Source organism: Paenibacillus sp. YIM B09110 (assembly GCF_037167145.1).
Taxonomy (GTDB): domain Bacteria; phylum Bacillota; class Bacilli; order Paenibacillales; family Paenibacillaceae; genus Pristimantibacillus.
In genome coordinates, this window is the sequence record NZ_JBANSP010000026.1 from 45,522 (window position 1) to 65,011 (window position 19,490).

At 49.9% G+C, this 19,490-nt stretch carries 22 protein-coding genes; all 22 read right to left on the reverse strand.

The features are described from left to right. Positions 1-3: 3 nt before the first annotated feature. The 22 genes from V8F51_RS26200 to hepT all read right to left on the reverse strand — a co-directional run bounded on the left by V8F51_RS26200 (position 4) and on the right by hepT (position 19,484). A complete protein-coding gene (locus V8F51_RS26200) occupies positions 4-426 on the reverse strand; it encodes a DUF2487 family protein (RefSeq protein WP_337103450.1) in 423 nt (140 codons plus the stop codon). Between the two features lie 175 nt (positions 427-601). After that, on the reverse strand, positions 602-784 hold the full coding sequence (locus V8F51_RS26205) for an IDEAL domain-containing protein (protein ID WP_307467129.1): 183 nt from the start codon (positions 782-784) through the stop codon (positions 602-604). Between the two features lie 22 nt (positions 785-806). Further along, positions 807-1,313 carry a gamma carbonic anhydrase family protein gene (locus V8F51_RS26210; protein WP_337103451.1) on the reverse strand — a complete coding sequence of 169 codons (507 nt, stop codon included), beginning with the start codon at positions 1,311-1,313 and terminating at the stop codon, positions 807-809. Between the two features lie 77 nt (positions 1,314-1,390). Further along, positions 1,391-2,554 carry a hypothetical protein gene (locus V8F51_RS26215; protein ID WP_337103452.1) on the reverse strand — a complete coding sequence of 388 codons (1,164 nt, stop codon included), beginning with the start codon at positions 2,552-2,554 and terminating at the stop codon, positions 1,391-1,393. Between the two features lie 191 nt (positions 2,555-2,745). After that, on the reverse strand, positions 2,746-3,333 hold the full coding sequence (locus V8F51_RS26220) for a histidine phosphatase family protein (protein ID WP_337103453.1): 588 nt from the start codon (positions 3,331-3,333) through the stop codon (positions 2,746-2,748). 39 nt (positions 3,334-3,372) lie between these two features. Next, positions 3,373-3,978, reverse strand: a complete 606-nt coding sequence (locus tag V8F51_RS26225) for a hypothetical protein (RefSeq protein WP_337103454.1) — start codon at positions 3,976-3,978, stop codon at positions 3,373-3,375. Further along, positions 3,975-4,571 (reverse strand): RNA polymerase sigma factor, encoded by a 597-nt coding sequence (locus tag V8F51_RS26230; protein WP_337103455.1) that lies wholly within the window; start codon positions 4,569-4,571, stop codon positions 3,975-3,977. The genes V8F51_RS26225 and V8F51_RS26230 overlap by 4 nt, the downstream gene beginning before the upstream one ends. Before the next feature lie 548 nt (positions 4,572-5,119). Further along, positions 5,120-6,211 carry a prephenate dehydrogenase gene (locus V8F51_RS26235; protein ID WP_337103456.1) on the reverse strand — a complete coding sequence of 364 codons (1,092 nt, stop codon included), beginning with the start codon at positions 6,209-6,211 and terminating at the stop codon, positions 5,120-5,122. A gap of 4 nt (positions 6,212-6,215) precedes the next feature. Then, positions 6,216-7,313: a histidinol-phosphate transaminase gene (gene hisC / locus V8F51_RS26240; RefSeq protein ID WP_337103457.1), complete on the reverse strand. Its 1,098-nt coding sequence runs from the start codon at positions 7,311-7,313 to the stop codon at positions 6,216-6,218. A gap of 234 nt (positions 7,314-7,547) precedes the next feature. Next, positions 7,548-8,354 carry a tryptophan synthase subunit alpha gene (gene trpA / locus V8F51_RS26245; RefSeq protein WP_337103458.1) on the reverse strand — a complete coding sequence of 269 codons (807 nt, stop codon included), beginning with the start codon at positions 8,352-8,354 and terminating at the stop codon, positions 7,548-7,550. Continuing rightward, the gene (trpB, locus tag V8F51_RS26250; RefSeq protein WP_337103459.1) at positions 8,341-9,546 is read right to left on the reverse strand and encodes a tryptophan synthase subunit beta; all 1,206 of its coding nucleotides are present in this window, start codon (positions 9,544-9,546) and stop codon (positions 8,341-8,343) included. The genes trpA and trpB overlap by 14 nt, the downstream gene beginning before the upstream one ends. After that, complete coding sequence (locus V8F51_RS26255) at positions 9,543-10,235, reverse strand: phosphoribosylanthranilate isomerase (RefSeq protein WP_337103460.1); 693 nt, start codon at positions 10,233-10,235, stop codon at positions 9,543-9,545. Before V8F51_RS26255 ends, trpB begins: the two co-directional genes overlap by 4 nt. Then, positions 10,232-11,032, reverse strand: coding sequence for an indole-3-glycerol phosphate synthase TrpC (gene trpC, locus V8F51_RS26260; RefSeq protein ID WP_337103461.1), 801 nt, complete (start codon positions 11,030-11,032; stop codon positions 10,232-10,234). The genes V8F51_RS26255 and trpC overlap by 4 nt, the downstream gene beginning before the upstream one ends. Further along, the gene (gene trpD, locus V8F51_RS26265; protein WP_337103462.1) at positions 11,022-12,074 is read right to left on the reverse strand and encodes an anthranilate phosphoribosyltransferase; all 1,053 of its coding nucleotides are present in this window, start codon (positions 12,072-12,074) and stop codon (positions 11,022-11,024) included. Before trpD ends, trpC begins: the two co-directional genes overlap by 11 nt. Then, a complete protein-coding gene (trpE, locus tag V8F51_RS26270) occupies positions 12,074-13,645 on the reverse strand; it encodes an anthranilate synthase component I (RefSeq protein ID WP_337103463.1) in 1,572 nt (523 codons plus the stop codon). The genes trpD and trpE overlap by 1 nt, the downstream gene beginning before the upstream one ends. A gap of 403 nt (positions 13,646-14,048) precedes the next feature. Next, positions 14,049-14,417 (reverse strand): chorismate mutase, encoded by a 369-nt coding sequence (aroH, locus tag V8F51_RS26275; RefSeq protein WP_337103464.1) that lies wholly within the window; start codon positions 14,415-14,417, stop codon positions 14,049-14,051. Continuing rightward, a complete protein-coding gene (gene aroB, locus V8F51_RS26280; RefSeq protein WP_337103465.1) occupies positions 14,414-15,517 on the reverse strand; it encodes a 3-dehydroquinate synthase in 1,104 nt (367 codons plus the stop codon). Before aroB ends, aroH begins: the two co-directional genes overlap by 4 nt. Position 15,518: 1 nt before the next feature. After that, on the reverse strand, positions 15,519-16,688 hold the full coding sequence (aroC, locus tag V8F51_RS26285) for a chorismate synthase (protein WP_337103466.1): 1,170 nt from the start codon (positions 16,686-16,688) through the stop codon (positions 15,519-15,521). Positions 16,689-16,975: 287 nt separating this feature from the next. Continuing rightward, on the reverse strand, positions 16,976-17,140 hold the full coding sequence (locus V8F51_RS26290; protein ID WP_337103467.1) for a hypothetical protein: 165 nt from the start codon (positions 17,138-17,140) through the stop codon (positions 16,976-16,978). A 79-nt stretch (positions 17,141-17,219) separates the two neighbouring features. Continuing rightward, positions 17,220-17,999, reverse strand: coding sequence for a CheR family methyltransferase (locus V8F51_RS26295; protein ID WP_337103468.1), 780 nt, complete (start codon positions 17,997-17,999; stop codon positions 17,220-17,222). 35 nt (positions 18,000-18,034) lie between these two features. Next, positions 18,035-18,478, reverse strand: a complete 444-nt coding sequence (gene ndk / locus V8F51_RS26300) for a nucleoside-diphosphate kinase (RefSeq protein ID WP_337103469.1) — start codon at positions 18,476-18,478, stop codon at positions 18,035-18,037. A 31-nt stretch (positions 18,479-18,509) separates the two neighbouring features. Continuing rightward, positions 18,510-19,484 (reverse strand): heptaprenyl diphosphate synthase component II, encoded by a 975-nt coding sequence (hepT, locus tag V8F51_RS26305; protein ID WP_337103470.1) that lies wholly within the window; start codon positions 19,482-19,484, stop codon positions 18,510-18,512. Between the last annotated feature and the right edge of the window lie 6 nt (positions 19,485-19,490).

A 19,490-nucleotide genomic window follows, 5' to 3' on the forward strand; every position in this document is an offset into this window, starting at 1 on the left:
GCATCATTCCGTCTGAGATTGCCATAATAACCGAATTTCGTGAGAAACGAACGCTTGTTCAGGAATATGCCCATCTTCATTCGGTCGTATCCATAGGTCGGCTTCCTCGCAGCTCAGTTCAAGCGCCGGATTGGCCGACACAAGGACGACATATTTGAAGCCTGAACGCTTCAGACCCGCGCACATGGCGTTCACACTTTCAGAGAATGAACCGGATGAAGTCACATAATGGCAGGCCGGATAGGTCACTATACGCCCCTTGAACGGTATTTCAATTAAATCCATTATATCTCGCAATCTCTCCAGCCACTCGGTCGCCTCGTAAGGCTGCTCTGAACCGTCCATGCCCGTTACAGGCAGCAAGCAGGTGTCCAAATACGGGCGCAGCTCTTCCCATTGCTCCTTCTCGATCTCGCTAAACTTCATACTCTCTCTCCCAGCCCTCGTTTTGTGAACATCATACCTGAGTTTAATTGATAATTCCTTAGATTTCAAAAAAAAGCTTCCGTTCCGCATAGCTTCGGGCATCATATCCCGGTATGCGGACTTGGAAGCTTCTTATTTTCACGATTCCAACGGAACTTCGACCACGCTCGCGCCGTTATCGTTTTAATGCATTCAATTGTTTAGCAAGACGGTAAAACGTATCCTCATCGCCAGCAGCCAGCGCCTTATCGATTGCCTCGTGAATTTGCTTCGTCTGAAACTTGAGCACAGCATCGTCCAGCACCAGTTCGGCTGCCAGGCCGAGCATGGCTTCATACGCTACCTTCATTTTGTCCATAGGATACACCTCCAAACCGGCGTTAAGAGATCCTATATTCTATACCTTTCGTCACATAGCTCTCCATCGTCCTTCTCATGCGCTGCAAATCGTCATCTGTTAGTTCTCTTACGACTTTGGCGGGTGATCCGAGTGATAGAGTATAGGGTGGTATTTTTTTGTTCTCTGTAACAATCGAACCGGCTCCTATTAAAGCATATTCACCGATGTCTGCGCCGTTAAGTACGATTGCCCCCATTCCAATTAAAGTGCCTTTGCCTATCGTACAGCCGTGGATGATTGCCCCGTGCCCGACTGATACCTCATCGTCCAGGATAAGCGGCTGATCCGTATTCACATGCCCGATTACGCCGTCTTGGATGTTGCAGCTATGTCCAATGCGGATTGGAGCGAGGTCGCCTCGCAGCACAGCGTTGAACCATACGGTGCTCTGACGTCCTAAGCTTACGTCACCGATCAGCTTAGCGCCTTCCGCAATATAGACTTGCTCCTGCAACGAAGGCATTACTCCTTTGTAAGGCAATAGCATTATCCTTCATCTCCCATACATTCAAGTAGAGAGATACTACCAATTCACTAATTGAAAGTCAAATCATCCCGCAGCGTTCAAAATAACGGTTCGGCCAGCGAAACCCCAGCCACAATCGCTCTTCCTGCCTTTGTCATGCGAACAACCGTTCCATGCTCCGGGTGTTCACCCAGCCTGAGTAATCCGAGGTGAACCATCATCATCATAATACGCTGCTCGAGTATCATTTCCGCGCTGTCATAATAATACGGCTTAATAAACGGCAGAAGCACCTGACGGAGCGATTGCACCGTCACCCATTCCTCAGACAAAGCATTGATCCAGTGCACCAACGACAACAAGTTAGGGATGGGACTCTTATACAGCTTTAACCAGTAACGGTACATCTCCTCGGCTTCGGCCGGCGGCTTCGCAACGATCCGCTCTTGCCCGATTGCCGTTACCGTTAAGACGGCCTGCTGCTCGCTTATGTATTTGGCGTGATAGCAATAGTCATATAGATAGGACATCCGGTTCGGGTAGTAATTGAAATGTTTCCCGTATCCGAACCGCCACTCGCCTTTCCCTGGAAGTTCCTCTCTAACGCCGAATCGATCCAACAGCTGTACACTGAAGCGCTTATACATCGAGCCGTCTGGCGTCAATTGGATTTCGTTGTGATAGGCATAATGGAGAAGCTGCCTGATATCATCCTGGATGAGCATCTGTTCATCACGGTATACTGGCGGTTCATCGGCATACTGCAGCTCTGCGGCGAACTTCCGTTTTAATGTATCGCGAAATCGCGACTTCAAATCGTTGGGCACTTGGAACAAATAACGATTCGGACCGCTGAAGCCATTGAATAACCAGCCCTGATGCTTAAATTTTGCGATGATGTCTCGCGGACTTAATGGCTGCGGCTCCTGTTCAGTTTTTTTCCGGGTACGCTTCGATTTGGGCGGAGGTGCTGCCTCTTCGCGAATTTCGGATTCGCCGAATCGCGCTTGCTGCACGCGGGCAACAAGATCCTCTAGACTGTAGGAGCTGCGTACTTCAAAGAGAAGCGAATTTAGAAATCGCAAATCCTCCAGCTTCATCGTGCTGATCTGCGCTTCAAATACATCATTTCGACTTACCGTAGAGAGAATGGATTGAATCAACTCGTTTTTGGAATGACCGTTGCACTCGCAGCGGTATACGTCTGCAATTCTGCTGAGCTGCTGGATATCTGCGTATCCTAGCATATCCGATAAATTCATCGCTCTCTCCTTTCTGCCTGACGCGAACAGCTTGCCTGTCTTTGCCGCGTCTTTTACGTAAGCTTACTGTGTGTGAATTAGCGTCATTTATAACCATTATGGGTCAATCTCGCACATTTAAAACATGAGGAAAGCAGGGTCTGCGCAAAAAAAAGAAGCCACATCATCGATAAAGATGAAGTGACTTCCTTCTATTTCAGGCTCGGCTCAAGATGCCTCGTACAATTATGAAGAAGCGGAGACCAAAGACCATCCTTAAATTCAAGTATCGAATACGATAAATTGTTCAGACGCTCGTCGCTAAGACCTTCGCAAAGCTTATGTAGCAGCATTGCAAGGAAACTGCCATGCGAGACGATCAGGACATTACGTTCATTATATAGCAAGCTTAGCTCCTTCAAAGCGCTAAGCCCTCTCTCCAGCATTTGGCCATCCGTTTCTATACCGCTTGCCACACGGTCCCATTCATCGCCCCAACGGTTGATGCGTTCTTCCTTGGTCAGCCCTTCTGCTTCTCCGAAACTGCGCTCGCGAAGTCTGCTGTCCCCAGTAATCAATGGGATCTCCAGCCTATTCGCAATAATGTCAGCCGTGATATAAGCTCTCTGAAGGTCACTGGAAACGACCATGTCCCACTTCTTAGGCTCGGATAGGAGACGTTCTGCCAAAGCTCCTGCTTGCCTAATGCCATTCTCGTTCAAGGGAATGTCTGTCTGGCCCTGTATTCTGCCAAGCGCGTTCCAATCGGTTTGACCATGACGTACAAATCCTATCAGCAAGAGATGTTGCCTCCCTATCCGCATTGTTCTTTGATTTTCTCAATTTCTCGTCCGAGACAGCCAATTCAGTATAAGCAGTGTCATGATTATGCCAAGCAAGGACAACGCAACATAATATTGCGGGAAAGAAGGAACGATCTTAAGCACGAACGGATCGCTAATGCTTGCTACAGGCACTTCAGCGTAGAAGCCTGCATTAATCGTCATCGCATCGCCCGAAGCGTTAGCCGTCTCGATAAGACCCGATAAGTCCGCAATCTGTGCTTGCTGTGTTCCATTCTCTTGATCGAATACAAAAACAAAAAAAGCGCACGCGAACATGGCTAAGCATGCAGCAACGACAATCGCTATGTTCCGGCGGAATGAGCGTGAGAAATGATAACTTTTGTGGGCAACCGGCATCAGCCACGACTGCTCCGCATAGATACGCTCCATTACGTCACGGTTGACATGCTCTGACGGACCAATGAAGTCTTCCTCTTCCGATAAAATACGAATCAGCTCTTCGCTCTCTTCCCATAAGCGAAACTGTTCCGCACATGATTCACATTCCATCAGATGGCGGTCTAGGGCTCCGCGTTCAGCATCGTCTTCGGATAACTCCCAATATTGTCCGAAAGTGTTTTGGGCATCGATGCACTTCATCTTGTATTCATCCCTTCGAATTCCTCCAAAATCGGCGATTGTCCGAAATAAGGCTCGAGCTGCGTCTTCACGCTGGACCTCGCACGGAACAGCAGCGACTTCACGGAGCTGACCGTCTGACCCAGTATACTCGCAATTTCCTGATAATCGAGCTGCTCATATTCGCGAAGAATGAGCGCAGAGCGCTGCTTCTCCGGCAAATTATTTATGGCCTCCCGCACCATAGCCATCCGCTCATTGCGGAGCACATGCTGCTCTGGCGCAGCATCGAGCGCCGCGACAGGTTCGAAGCCCGACTCGTCGAGCGAGACGCTAGCCGCCTTCTGTTTGCGAAGCTCGCTTAGAACCGTATTGCGAGCAATTGTATATAGCCATGTGGAAAAAGAAGCATCCATTTCCCTAAAGGAATGAAGGCTGCGATACGCTTTGTAAAAAGTTTCGGAACATAAGTCCTCTGCCATCAGCTCGAGCTTAGCGCTCTTCAGCATATGGTAGATGAACGCTAATATTTTACGTTGATAGCGTCGCATCAGCTCGGAGTAGAGCTCGACGTTGCCATCCTTAATCTCACGTATTAGCTGGGAATCAGTCATGACAGGCGAACCTCCTCCACCTGCGGATTATTCCCGGACGATACATATATATTGTACCTGCCGGACAATGAAAAGTTGCGGTGTTATCACAATAAATTCGATGTAATACGAGTATTAGTACAATTCGAGTTCGAAAGCTAAAATCCTGCTTCTTTCGACAAAAGGATAAAATTCCATAAATTATCATCGACTCTTGGAATCAGGGCAAAAAAAATAACCGCCTTATAAAAGGCGGTCCGCACATTGTGCGAATGATTTGGATAGGAGTGGAGAGAAACCATACTGTACTTTTATTATATGTATACGCTTCCAGTTTGTCAATAAGCGCTTTCATTTTTATTCAAACTTTTTTGTAAGCGTTTTTCGGTTAAATGTTCAAGCGTAAACGGCTGTCGCTACGCACGAACCGTTAGCTGCTTCTTTGCGCAGCGCTGCTCGGTTCTGTGCCATCCTTGGCGGCATAAGCTTTCGTTTCGCGTTGAAATATAGGCAGAAGTATACGAGTGAAACTTATACTTTCCTATATTTTAAACAAAACAACGTGCACCTTAAAGGTGCACGTCGTAGCCGCTCGCGGTGAGCTGTTCGATCGCTTGATCTAAATTTTCTTGATTGCGGAACGACAGCCTTAGAATGCCGGGCACGTCTTCCCTGCTCTCGATGATATGCATGTTGCTTAGATTAATCCTCTTATTGCCTAGCTCGCTGGCAATCTTACCGATTATGCCCGGCGTATCGGGCACGTCGACGTAACAATCGAATGTCGAATGAATGATCCCTTTGCGTCGCTCAGGCATTTTACTGCGGAATTCCCTTGCTGTGCGGAAAGCTTCTTCGATCGATTCGCCATCAGATCGCTCGATCATATCGGCGAACTTGTTTGTCTCATCGCTCCAATCGCGCAGAAGCTGCAGCAGCACACTGCGGTTGTTCACCAATATATCGCGCCATACGACGGGATCACTGGAAGCAATGCGCGTAATGTCGCGGAAGCCGCCAGCAGCAAGCGATTCATACAAGCCGTTGCTCTCATTGTAATTCCGGACTTGATTCACGAGCGCAACTGCAATCATATGCGGCAGATGGCTGATGGCGCCTACAATCTCATCATGTTCCCGAGAATCGACGATAACCATGTTCGCCTTTGTATGACTAAGCAGTTCCTTCAGCTTTTCCACAGCGACTGCAGGTGTATGATGATCAGGCGTTAGCACGTAATAGGCGTTCTCTAACAAGTAGACGGAAGCCGCTTCAACTCCTGAACGCTCCGAGCCCGCCATTGGATGACCGCCGATAAATACCGCATCTCCTAAATCCAGCGTGCGCGCACATGCCGCAACCGACGCCTTTGTGCTCCCTACATCCGTAATAATACAGCCTGGCTTCAAGTTGAATGTGCTAAGCTCAATCAAGTATTCTTCCAAGTTGCCGACCGGGACGCATAATATGATGAAGTCTGCTTGCTCAGCGGCTTCCCGCTTCGAGGTCGTTGCATAATCAACAACGCCGCGCTGCATATATTTCTCTACCGAGGATTGTCGGTTGGAATAGCCGATGACGTGCATATCGGGTTTCCCTTTCAGACAGAGAGCGATAGACCCTCCGATCAATCCGACGCCAAAAATCGCAACCGTAGTCATAAAATTATTTTTGCACCGCCGATTCTTGCAATACCTGCTCCAAAGCTGCTACAAACTTCTCGTTCTGCTCATGTGTCCCTACTGAAATACGAACGTAAGTTGGATAGTTAGCCCAGCGCGGTCTTGAGATGATTCCTTTGCGAAGCAGCGCATCGAACACTTCCTGCGACGGACGCTTCGCGTCGAACATCACGAAGTTGCCGTGTGCCGGGAAATAAGGTAATCCGAGACGCTCGAGCTCACCTGTAATGTACCTTATGCCACGGTTGTTCTGCTCTCTGCAGTACGCAACGTAGTCCTGATCGTCAAGCGCAGCTCTTGCCGCTGCTTGAGCCATGCGTGACGTGTTGAACGGTTCTCTTACTTGATTGATGAAGCCGACTATTTCCGGTTGGCCTACGCCGTAGCCGATGCGCAGCGACGACAATCCGTATATTTTTGAGAAAGTACGCAGTACGATCAGATTAGGATATTCATTCAGCAGCTTAATGCCGTTCGGGAAGTCCGGATTGTCGACAAACTCGCAATAAGCCTCATCAAGCACAACAAGCACATGGCTTGGCACCTGATTCAAAAACGCTGTCAGCTCGTCTTTCGTTACGATCGTGCCAGTCGGGTTGTTAGGATTGCATACCCACAGCAGCTTCGTCCGGCTTGTCACCTTCGCGAGCATCGCATCGAGATCATGTTTGCCGTCCTTGAGCGGCACTTCAACGATATTCGCGTTCTCGATCTCGACATTATGTTTATATTGGGAAAAAGTTTCGTTAGCCATGATCGTCTCGTCGCCCGGAGCGATGAATGCTCTCGCAAGCATAAGAATAATGTCGCTGGAGCCTGTTCCGAATATAATCTGATTCGGGTTCACGCCCAGGTGTTTGGCAAGCGCTTCTGTCAGCTCTACGCTGGCGCCGTCGGGATAAATGCTCACTTGATCGAGCTCAGCGATAGCGGCTGCTTTCGCTTTCGGAGAAGCGCCAAACGGATTTTCATTCGAAGCGAGCTTAATAACCTCTTGTAGACCAAGCTCTCTCTTTACGTCTTCGATCGGCTTGCCCGGTTGATAAACGGGAAGATGAAGAATATTGCTTTTTGGCTGCATGCGCCGTTCACCTCTTTAGATATGGACTATAGTCTATGTGCTGTCATCCATTGTCTCATAATTCGAGAAGCTTTTAAAGCATTTTTACTGACAAACATTTTAGCGTCGACGCTTTAAAGCAGCACAAGGTATAGCGGTGAAACGATATACGATCCTATATTCCAAAGAAGAGGCTGCCCTTAAGTCGCCTTAAGTGACAGCCTCTCTTATTGAGGGATATTCAACAATCGCTTATTAAGCCTTGAGACTTGCTACGAAATCGCCGATGGAACGCAATCCTTCTGCTTTCTTGTCGGCATCCTTCAGAAGCGGTAACGCATTTTCGATCGTGCGTACAATGGCGCTGCCGACGATTACGCCGTCAACCTGCTTCTCGAAGCGCTCTACCTGATCGCGGCTGGAAATGCCGAAGCCTACGGCAATCGGTAAATCCGTTGCCTCGCGTACAGTAGAGAGGAAATCATCGATGCCGCTATGGAAGTCAGCTCTGACGCCTGTTACGCCGAGTGAGGAGACGCAATAAACGAAGCCTCTCGCTTTACGGGAAATGCGGACGACTCGATCCTTGGAAGTAGGCGCGACAAGCGGTATAAGATGAACGTTAGCCGCTTCCGCAAGCGCGCGCACCTCTTCGTCCTCTTCAATCGGCAGATCAGGAATAATAAGACCGCTGATGCCTTTGCTCTGAACAAGCTCGAAGAAACGATCGAGTCCATATTGCAGCACCGGATTGAAGTAGGTGAACAAGATGAAAGGCAACTTCACTCCCGCTTCCCTCGCTTGCTCGGCAATGTTAATGCAATCCACCAGCGTAATTCGGTTCTGAAGCGCTCTCTCGGAGGCGCGTTGAATGACAGGTCCATCTGCGAGCGGATCGGAGTAAGGAACGCCCAGCTCCACCATATCCGCTCCAGCATCTTCTAATGTCTTCAGTATCTCTACCGAGGTTTCCAAATTGGGATCGCCCATCGTAAGGAATGGAATCAGCGCGGTACGGCCTTCGCTTCTCAGCTTCGCAAATACGTTATCAATGAGATTCATTCGGCGTGCCTCCCAAGTAACCCATAATCGCTTCTACGTCCTTGTCACCACGGCCGGATAAGCTAACGACAATCACTTTATCTTTGTCTAGCGTAGGTGCAAGTTTCATTGTCTGTGCAATGGCATGCGATGATTCTAGAGCTGGAATAATACCTTCTGTTCTCGACAGCAACTGAAGCGCTTCTAACGCCTCAGCGTCAGTAATCGGTACATACTCCGCACGTCCGGAATCTTTTAAGTAAGCATGCTCAGGACCGATACCCGGGTAATCAAGTCCTGCCGAGATGGAATGCGCCGGCTGTACTTGTCCGTGCTCGTCCTGCAGCACATAGCTGAGTGAGCCTTGGAATACGCCGTGACGGCCTTTCGTCATGGTAGCCGCATGCTCTTCTGTCTCAACGCCGCGGCCTGCCGCCTCAACGCCGAGCAGCCTCACGCCATCATCGTTTACGAATGGATAGAAGATACCCATCGCATTACTGCCGCCGCCTACTGCTGCAACGACATAATCCGGCAAACGGCCTTCTTCTTTAACAATTTGCTCACGTGCTTCATCGCCGATAATCCGTTGGAAGTCGCGTACCATCATCGGATAAGGATGAGGTCCGGTAACCGATCCCAGAATATAATACGTATCGTCTACATGGCTTACCCAGTAGCGAAGCGTTTCGTTGCATGCATCCTTAAGCGTTCGGGTGCCGGAAAGAACAGGCACAACCTCGGAGCCTAGCAGCTGCATACGGAATACGTTAAGCTGTTGGCGCTTCATATCCTCTTCGCCCATGAATACTTTGCATTCCAGTCCAAGTAAAGCAGCTACGGTTGCAGAAGCGACACCATGCTGTCCCGCACCAGTCTCAGCAATAATCTTCGACTTGCCCATCCGCTTGGCAAGCAAGCCTTGTCCGATCGTATTATTGATTTTATGAGCGCCCGTATGGTTAAGATCTTCGCGCTTCAAATAAATTTTCGCGCCGCCAAGATGTTCGCTTAGCCGCTCGGCATAATACAAGGAAGTCGGTCTGCCTGAATACTTATGCAGCAGATAACGAACTTCTTCTTGGAATTGCGCATCCTTCGAATAATGCAAGTAAGCTTCTTCTAGCTCCAACAGCGCGTTCATGAGCGTCTCTGGAACGTAGCGGCCGCCGAACTTGCCATATCGGCCATTCTCGTCTGGTACTTGAATCATGACTCCATCACCCTTCTTACGAATAATCGAATTTTCTCAATATCCTTCTGTCCTTCTGTCTCGACACCGCTTGACACATCTATTCCATCAGGAGCGTATACATTCAGCAGCTCCTGTACGTTATCCGCATGAAGTCCTCCGGCAACATAAAGCGGCAACTCGATTGATCGTGCGGCTGCAAGGTACTCCTTGATCGTCACCCAATCGAAAGTATGTCCGGTTCCGCCACCGGCGGAATCAATAAGTATAGCGTCAACAGAACTATGGTAAGGCATTATGCGCTCAATAGCCGTTTGCGATAACTCAGATATGTTATCCGTTGATGACGGCTTCATACCGAGCGCTTTCCATACTTGTACCCGAAAGCGCTCCTTAACCGCACGGCATAAATCAGCGGATTCGTCGCCGTGAAGCTGCACGATATCAAGCGGAGCAATGGACAGTACGCTAACTAGCTCCTCAAGTGTTGGATTAACGAATACGCCGGCTGATTTCGGCCGTTCGCCGCCCCTTGCCGTTAACCGGTTCGCTGCTTCGATCAGCGCTGCCGCCGACTCCGGCGTCACCTGCCGCTTGCTCTTCGCGAACACGAATCCGATCTCGTTAATAGGCAAGCCATCCATCGCTTCAATCGTTGCGATATCCTTAAGTCCGCATATCTTGATATGCGGCGACTTTTTGCCGGTCATCGCACCGTCACCGCACCCATCAGATCATGAACAGAGCCCGCGACATCATCGTGGCGCATGAAATGCTCGCCAATTAATACACCTTGAGCGCCGATGGACTGTAAGTAGTCCATATCAGCCCTGCCGGCTATACCGCTTTCGCTTATGACCGTAACATCCTTCGGCATCATGCCGATAAGCGCCTCTGTCGTACGAAGATCAGTAACGAATGATTTTAAATCACGATTGTTAATACCGATCAGCTTCGCTTTATCCAGCTCCAGCACAAGCTCCAGCTCTTCGCGGTTATGAACCTCTACCAGCACGTCTAGACCTATCGATTTCGCGATATCGTGCAGCTCGCCAAGTGTTTCCTTCGTTAGAATCGCTGCAATCAGCAAGATGGCATCCGCCCCAATAACCCGAGCCTCATATACTTGACGATAATCGATAGTAAAGTCTTTGCGCAGCAAAGGCAGTCCGACAACCGAACGGATCGCGCTCAAATATTCATTGGCGCCTTGAAAGTAATCCCGATCGGTTAGTACCGATATGCAGTCAGCACCTGCGGTTTCATATGCCAAAGCCAGCTCAGTCGGATTAAAGTCTGGGCGAATAAGTCCTTTCGAAGGCGATGCCTTCTTCACCTCGGCAATCAATCCCATTGAACGGTTGCGTACGCCAGCGCTCAGTGCCCGCTCGAATCCTTTGCAGCTTGGCAGCTCCGCAATCCGCTTCTCATAGTCGGACAATGAGAACGCCGCGGCGAGCGCTTCAACCTCTACCTTTTTCGTAGCAACTATTTTATCAAGAAACATGAGCCAGCTCTCCTGTCGTTTGAATTAGCTGTTCGAGCTTACGCTCGGCTTTGCCTGAATCGATCACTTCGGCTGCGATGGCCGCGCCTTCGCTCAACGACTCTGCAAGTCCGCCTACATAGATGCACGCTCCTGCGTTCGCGAGTACGATATCGCGGTAGGCGCCGCGTTCTTCACCTGTGAAGATGGAACGGATAATGCCTGCATTGACTGCAGGCTCCCCGCCCAGCACATTCTCGATCGCCCAACGTTTAAGCCCGATTTCCTCCGGAGTTAGATCATAGGTGCGGACGCTGCCATCCTTCAATTCGGATATTTGCGTCGGTGAGGAAATACTGATTTCGTCCAGTCCATCATGACTGCTGACGACTAGCGCGCGCTTAAGCCCAAGATCCTTCATCACTTCAGCTACCGTCGATGTGCGCGAACGGTCGTATAGACCGAGCAGTTGACGATCTGCGCCTGCCGGATTCGTTAATGGACCCAACATATTAAAGATCGTCCGAATCCCAAGCTCTCGACGAGGGGCAGCGGCATGACGAAGCGACGGATGATAGTGCTGCGCAAACATGAAGCAGATTCCGATCTTCTCCAAGCAGGCTGCAGCCTGTTCTGGCGAAATCCCGATCTGAACTCCCAGCGCTTCCAACACATCAGCGCTTCCGGTCTTGCCGGACATCGCACGGTTGCCGTGTTTTGCAACGCGAATGCCGGACGCCGCCGCAATGATGGATGATGCCGTAGAAATATTGAATTTATGAATGCCTGAGCCGCCCGTACCGCATGTGTCGAGCAAGCCTTCCTGATCCGTCTGAACATGGCTCGAATGGGAACGCATAACCTCAGCGAAACCCGTAATCTCGTCCTTCGTTTCCCCCTTGATGCGCATTGCCGTTACGACGCCAGCGATCTGGGCAGCAGTGGCTTCCCCGTTCATAATGATGCTCATGACCGACCTTGCTTGCTCGCGAGTGAGGTCCGTTCCCTCAATTAATGAACGCAGCGCTTGCTGCATCGAGTATATTTCCGTTTGCTGCGTCATTACCGAGTCAACCCCTCTCTTGTTTCCACATCGTAATCCGTATTCACCGACTGATATAAACCCGCGTTGCCGCTTGGCTTCGCGAAGATCGCTTCCGCTGCGCGTATCGCCTTCAGCATCGCTTTCGCTTTATTAACGGTCTCCATATATTCGCTCTCTGGAACCGAGTCCCATACGATTCCCGCTCCGGCTTGAACGTACGCTTTGCCGTGCTTGAATATAATGGTCCGAATCGTAATACACGTATCCATCGTTCCACCGAAGCCTAAGTAACCGATCGCCCCCGCATATGCGCCGCGCGCTTCGTTCTCAAGCTCTGCAATAATTTCCATCGCTCTTAGCTTTGGCGCGCCCGACACCGTGCCTGCCGGCAAGCAAGAAAGAAAAGCGTCGAAGAAATCTTTATCTTTATGGAGCTTTCCGGATACGTTCGATACGATGTGCATGACATGCGAGTACCGTTCAATTTCCATAAACGAATCGCATTTGACCGTGCCGAACTCCGATACGCGTCCAAGATCGTTCCGTCCAAGATCGACAAGCATAAGATGCTCGGCCCGTTCCTTCTCATCGGCTAGTAGCTCACGCTCGTACGCCAAATCCTCTTCCGGCGTTTTGCCTCGCGGCCTTGTTCCGGCAATCGGCCTTGTCTCCAGCTTGTCGCCGCTCACCTTCACCAATGCTTCTGGCGATGTGCCTACTATGATTTCTTCGCCCATCTTCAAGTAATACATGTAAGGCGACGGATTCATCGTCCGCAAGACGCGATACACGTGAAGCGGATCGATGTCTGTTTCAATGCTGAACCGCTGCGAAAGCACTACTTGGAATATGTCGCCCGCACGAATATATTCTTTGGCCTTCTCGATATTAGCGATGAATTGTTCCTTTGTCACATTCGACTGAATATCACCCAGCTCATGATCCGTGGAGATCGCCTGGCCCGTCGTAACCGGTGTTGCCGCCGGTTTCTTCAAACGCTCGATAGTCGCTTCTGTCTTGGCAACCGCAGCCGCATAAGCTATCGCAATATCGTCATCCGTAGCGCCTTCTTTGACGTGAACATTGCCGATCACTTGGAGCTGCTGCTTGAAGTGGTCGAAAGCAATAATTTGATCACAGAACATAAATTGCATATCGTTCATTTGTAGATCATCTATCCGATGGGATGGCAGCTTCTCGTAATACTGCAGCAGATCATAGCCGAAAAATCCGATGGCTCCTCCCGTGAATGGAGGCAGATCTGCAATTGCCGGACTGCGGAAGGAGCGAAGCCGCGCTTTGAGCAGCTCGATCGGTTTGTCGCGGAGCGTTTGCTTTTCTCCGTTATGCTCGAGCACCATCTCCCCGTTTTTACCGTAAAGCATCATGAACGGATCTGTGCCGATAAACGAATGGCGCGCCCATTTCACTCCGCCTTCTACACTTTCAAGCAGAAACGCGTATTCTTCCTTAGCGAAATGCTGGAATAATCTGATTGGCGTTTCTGTATCGGCCATCATATAGCGCACGATCGGAATCAAGTTGAATTGGCTGGCGAGACGGGTCACTTGCTGCAGCTCGGTTGACATTGGAACGACCTCCATTGGGGATGAAATAGGTTTCTCTTAACAAAAATAAAAAAGCTCCTGCCGCAGCAGGAGCGTTGAATGTAGATGATAGCGAAAGTGTGCAGTAATAAAGAAGCTACTCATTGTATAGGAAAATACAGCTCCGCCATGACGCTGCAGCCACTTGATCTGAACGAATCAGAACTGAGCTATGCGTATGCAAAACGATAGTAATTCCCTATGTCCCCTCGGGACGCTCTTCTCTAATCTGCTCTTAACTGGGCTCGACTCATCTAGGCTCAACTGTAAAACCTGCTCTGACTATTCTCACTTACGATCTTCAATATACAACAACTTACGACTTCCCGTCAACCGATGAATATGCCGTACATTAAAGTTTATTAGACGCTTCAGCAGCTCTTCTTTACGACTGCGATAGGTCAGGACGAAGCACGCTGGCTCCGCCTAAATAGACATGCTTAATGTCTGCTTGGCCTCTGTCCGTATTAATAAGGAGCATGAAGCGTATGCACTTCTCTAGACTGCCCTTCACCGGAACCTCAAGCGCGCACATCAGCGGTACAAGCTCCCATCCGCTCGTTTCGCGAATCGCTTTGGCAGGAAACGCTTCATCCAAATCATTCGTTACCGTTATGAAAATACTGCAAACATCGTCCGGAACGATACCATTCTCGGCTGTCATGGTGTGAAGCAGCTCTAATGTTGCATCCAGCACCTGTTGTTTGTCGTTAATCTCGACCGTTATCGCACCTCGAATACCTCTTACGCTCATTGCAGCTCTGCCTCCTGTTTCAGTTGTTCAACGATCTCACGCACCCATGCTACGGGTACGTCCTTCACGATATCGACTTTGCCAATGGCTGTTGGGACGACGAATACCATCGTACCTTCCTTAAACTTCTTGTCATGCATCATCGCATCCATAATCGCGTCAACGTCATAGTGCTCCGGAAGTCGAACCGGCAGGCCGCAGGCGGACAACACCCGCTTCGTCGTCGTGTACACTTCTTCGTCAGCACCATATTTCAGCCCAAGCTTGGCCGATCCGATCATGCCGATCGAAATCGCTTCGCCATGAAGCAGCTCACCGTATCCTGCAACGGCTTCCAAGGCGTGGCCGATCGTATGCCCAAGATTCAATATTGCCCGCAGATCGTTCTCGCGTTCATCCTGCGAGACGACCGCCGCTTTCACGCTGCTGCCTTTGTACAGCGCATAGCCAAGCGTATCGGGATCTAGCGCCAGCAGCTTCTCTGCATTTGCCTCGCACCATTCTACGAAGCCGGCATCCCAGATGAATCCATGCTTAACGACTTCAGACAGGCCGGCGCTTACCTCTCTCGGAGGAAGCGTCTGCAGCGTTTGCAGATCGTAAAGGACAAGCTCCGGTTGGTGGAAAGCTCCGATAATATTTTTGGCAAGCGGATGATTAACCGCAACTTTGCCGCCTACGCTGCTGTCATGCGCTAGAATCGTAGTTGGCACTTGTACAAACTTAACGCCTCGCATATAAGATGCTGCTACGAAGCCAGCTAGATCGCCCACAACGCCGCCGCCGAGAGCTACGATCGCCGAATTGCGATCAAGACCCGCTTCAAGCGCTTTCCCGACCAGCATGCCGAGCATAGCTAGTGATTTGGAGCTCTCGCCTGCCTCTACGACCGCACTGACTACGTTGAAGCCCCCATCTTTCAATGATTGCTCAAGAGCCGCAAGATGACGACCTGCGACATGCTCGTCGGTGATGATCATAAGCGGTGATTTCTTGCTGATGCCATGCTTAATGAAATAGGAGGAAGCCTCGCCAATCAGACCTTCTCCAATATAGATCGGATAAGAACGTTCACCTAATTCAACCGTTAGTTCTCTCATATTAGTAACGCTCCAATTGCGCTTGATAACTGTTAACATTGGCGCGAATCTCTTCAATGGAATCGCCGCCGAATTTCTCTAGGAAAGCCTTCGCGACTTCCCATGCGACAACATGCTCCATAACGACACTCGCCGCAGGCACGGCACAACTGTCCGAACGCTCTACTTGCGCAGTGAACGGCTCTTTCGTATCAATGTCTACGCTGCGAAGCGGCTTGTATAATGTAGGGATCGGCTTCATAACGCCGCGAACAACAATCTGCTCGCCATTAGTCATGCCGCCCTCGAATCCGCCCAGACGGTTAGTTGCGCGATGATAGCCGCGCTCCTCGTTGTACATGATTTCATCATGTACCTGCGAACCGCGAAGCTTAGCCGCTTCAAAACCGATGCCGATCTCGCAGCCTTTGAATGCGTTGATCGATACGACTGCTTGCGCAATGCGACCGTCAAGCTTGCGGTCGTATTGCACATGACTGCCAAGGCCGATTGGCACGCCTTCGATGATGCACTCGACGATACCGCCAATGGAATCGCCTTCCGCTTTTATCTGATCGATAAAAGCAGTCATCTTCTCTTCCGTTTCCTTATCCACAACGCGTACGGACGATTCCTCCGTCAATCGGATCAGCTCGTCGACCGAGAGATCGTTAGCCGGCGCTTCAATCTCGCCGATGCGAATAACTTGTCCGGCAACCTTGATTCCGAATTCAGCCAACAGCTGACGCGCAACAGCACCTACGGCAACTCTGGCCGCCGTCTCGCGCGCGCTTGAACGTTCCAGCACGTTGCGCAAATCCTTCAAGTTGTATTTTAATCCGCCGTTCAGGTCGGCATGACCTGGCCGCGGTCTATGTACACGGCGCTTCTCTTCATCGCTGCCTTCAATCGGCTCGATATTCATCACGCTCGTCCAGTGCTTCCAGTCGTTGTTCTCAACGACCAGCGCTACCGGTGCCCCAGTTGTCTTGCCGTGGCGTACGCCGCCCACAATGTTCGCAGTGTCCTTCTCGATCTGCATGCGGCGACCGCGCCCATGACCCTTCTGGCGGCGATGGAGTTGAAAGTTAAGTTCCTCAAAGTCGATTTTTAAATTGCTTGGAAGTCCTTCAATAATTGCGGTTAATTGTGGACCGTGGGTTTCCCCCGCTGTCAAATAACGTAAACTCAAGACCAAGCTCCTCCTTCAAAGCAAGCATTTTTGCACTTGCTCTTCTATAACTCTATCTCGCATGAGCCTCAACATCTTTGCTCATTATAGTACAGCCCATAAGGTTTGACAAGAAATTGACAGGCCTCTAAGCCAATATTTCAACAAAGATTTAAAGCGTCAACGCAGTATCGGACAAAAGCAACCGAAATAAAGAAAAATTAACGCAAAAAACTGGCAACATGCTTATCTATCAAGCCTGTTGCCAGTTTTCTCTTCACTGCTTCTAAACGATCATGAGTTGATATTCATCTAATCATCTGCTTAGACCGCTGTAGCACAGCCTCAGACATAAGCCGCGGGTCATCAACAAGCCGGACCATTTGGCCGCTGTCAACGCCGATGATTTGCGCGCACTCTTGAATCGATATCAAGCCTCGCCGATAAGCAGCGATTACTTTGCGCTTGTCCACTCTTCTCATCAACCTCCAAATCGCTCCGATTATGATTAGTATTGGAGAAGATGGAAAACGGTATACATGAGCTGTGAAGTTAAACCCGGCGGTAGAAGAATGTATCCGCCGTTTCGAAGCCGTATTGCGCCGGAGAGAAGATTTGCTCCGTGCTGCCGACGAATAACAGTCCACCCGGTTTCAGTGCTTTTGCAAATTTATGATACAATAAGTGCTTGGCTTCCTCGGTAAAATAAATCATAACATTGCGGCATACAATTAGGTCGAACGAGCTGTCGAACGTATCATGCAGCAGGTTTTGCTGCTTGAACTGAATGAATTGCTTAAGTTGATCAGAGATGAGATAAGCGCCGTCCTGCTGCCTGAAATATTTTTGCCTGCATTCAGGCGGCACATCGCGCAGAGAACGCTCCAGGTAGCTGCCGTCCATCGCCTTCTTTAGAACATTGCTGTCCAGATCGGTAGCCAGCAGGCTTGTCTTGCCGATTGCCCCGAGCTCCGAGAGCATCATAGCTAGCGTGTAAGGCTCTTCACCCGTAGAGCATGCAGCACTCCATACTTTCAGCCTTGCATTGTTCTTAAGCATTTCAGGGAAAAACCGATTCTGAAGGACATCCCAGCGTGAAGGATTGCGCCAAAACTCGGAGACGTTGATCGTCATCCGATCCAGAAACTCATTGAGCATGCTGCGATTCTGCTCGATTGCTTTCCAGTACTCCTCGAAGGTCGCGTATCCGTGCTTCATTCGCAGCGTCGTTAACCTGCGCTTCATTTGAGCTTCCTTATATTGCGATAGATCGATGTCTGTCTTCTGCTTAATGCGAGTAACAAACAACGAGAAATCCCGATCGTCGAGCATAAGTCCCTCCGCTGCAAGCGGCAACTAGGCTTTAACTACACCCACCGCTGAATTGTATGTTCGTAATCGACAATCTCATCTTGCTTAAAGAAGATTCCCATTTCACGTTTCGCATTCTCTGCAGAATCAGAGCCGTGAATGAGATTGAAATTCGTATGTACGGCAAAGTCGGAACGAATCGTTCCCGGTGCTGCGTCGAGCGCATCAGTCTTGCCGATAAGGGCGCGTGACAATGCGATAACATTATCCCCTTGCCATACCATGGCGAATACAGGACCCGATGTAATAAATTCAAGCAGCGGCTCATAGAACACTTTGCCTTTGTGCTCGGCATAGTGAATCTCCGCCAGCTCCAGAGGAATAACCATAAATTTGGCTGCAGCGAGCTGTAGTCCTTTTCTCTCGAGTCTTGATACGATTTCACCGATCAAACCGCGTTGAACGCCATCCGGCTTAATCATCAGAAATGTTTTTTCCATGGCTAATCTGTCCTTTCAGCACCGCTTTGGTTTAATAATTACGTTTGCCTACGAAATGAGCAATGTCAGCTAAGTTTTTCTTCGCGGCAATGTTCGGCAATCCTTCTAAAGCAGCCAGCGCTTTATTTATATATCGGCTCGCAAGCTGATCTGCTTGAGCGACACCGTCGCTATTGCGAATCATTTCGATTGCGCGGCTCGTGTCCGACACGCTTCCGCTCTCTCGGATAAGCACAAGCTCGCGGCTCAGCGCTTCTTGAATCCGCTTTTCCTTCAAGGCCAGTATGACCGGAAGCGTAATATTTCCTTGCCTCATGTCCGAGCCCGGCGGCTTGCCAATCTGCTTCTCTGTGCCAAGAAGATCAAGAAGATCATCCCTAATTTGGTAAGCCATACCTACATTATACCCAAATCTGTACAATTTGTTCGCCGTTTCACGATCGGCGCTTGCGGCTACAGCACCGAGTTGGCAACTGATCGCGATCAACAGCGCTGTTTTTCTCCGTATACGCAGGAAATAGTCGCGCACTGACTGCTCCATGTTGAAGAAGTCGCGTATTTGCTCCATCTCGCCTACACACATCTGCACCATCGCTTTGGACAAGATTTGATGGATAACCGGATTTGTCAGCTTAGTCGCAAGCGTCAGCGCTTTGCCATATATATAATCGCCGGTATACATCGCAATACGATTATCCCATTGGGATTTGACCGTTAGTCGCCCCCGCCTGGTCTCCGCATCGTCGATGACATCGTCATGCACGAGGGAGGCCATATGAATGAGCTCGAGAGGAACGGCGATATGCTTCATCACTTCCAAGCTGTAGTTGCCGAACTTACCTGAGAGCAGTACGAATATGGGGCGAATTCGCTTGCCGCCTGCCTTGAGCAGATGTACCGAAGCTTCGCTAAGCAGCGCATGGTCCGTCGTTACGGTGCGCTCCAGTTCTTGTTCGATTTGATTTAAATCGCCTTTCATCTTTGCATACAAGTCTAGTAGTTTCATTCTTTC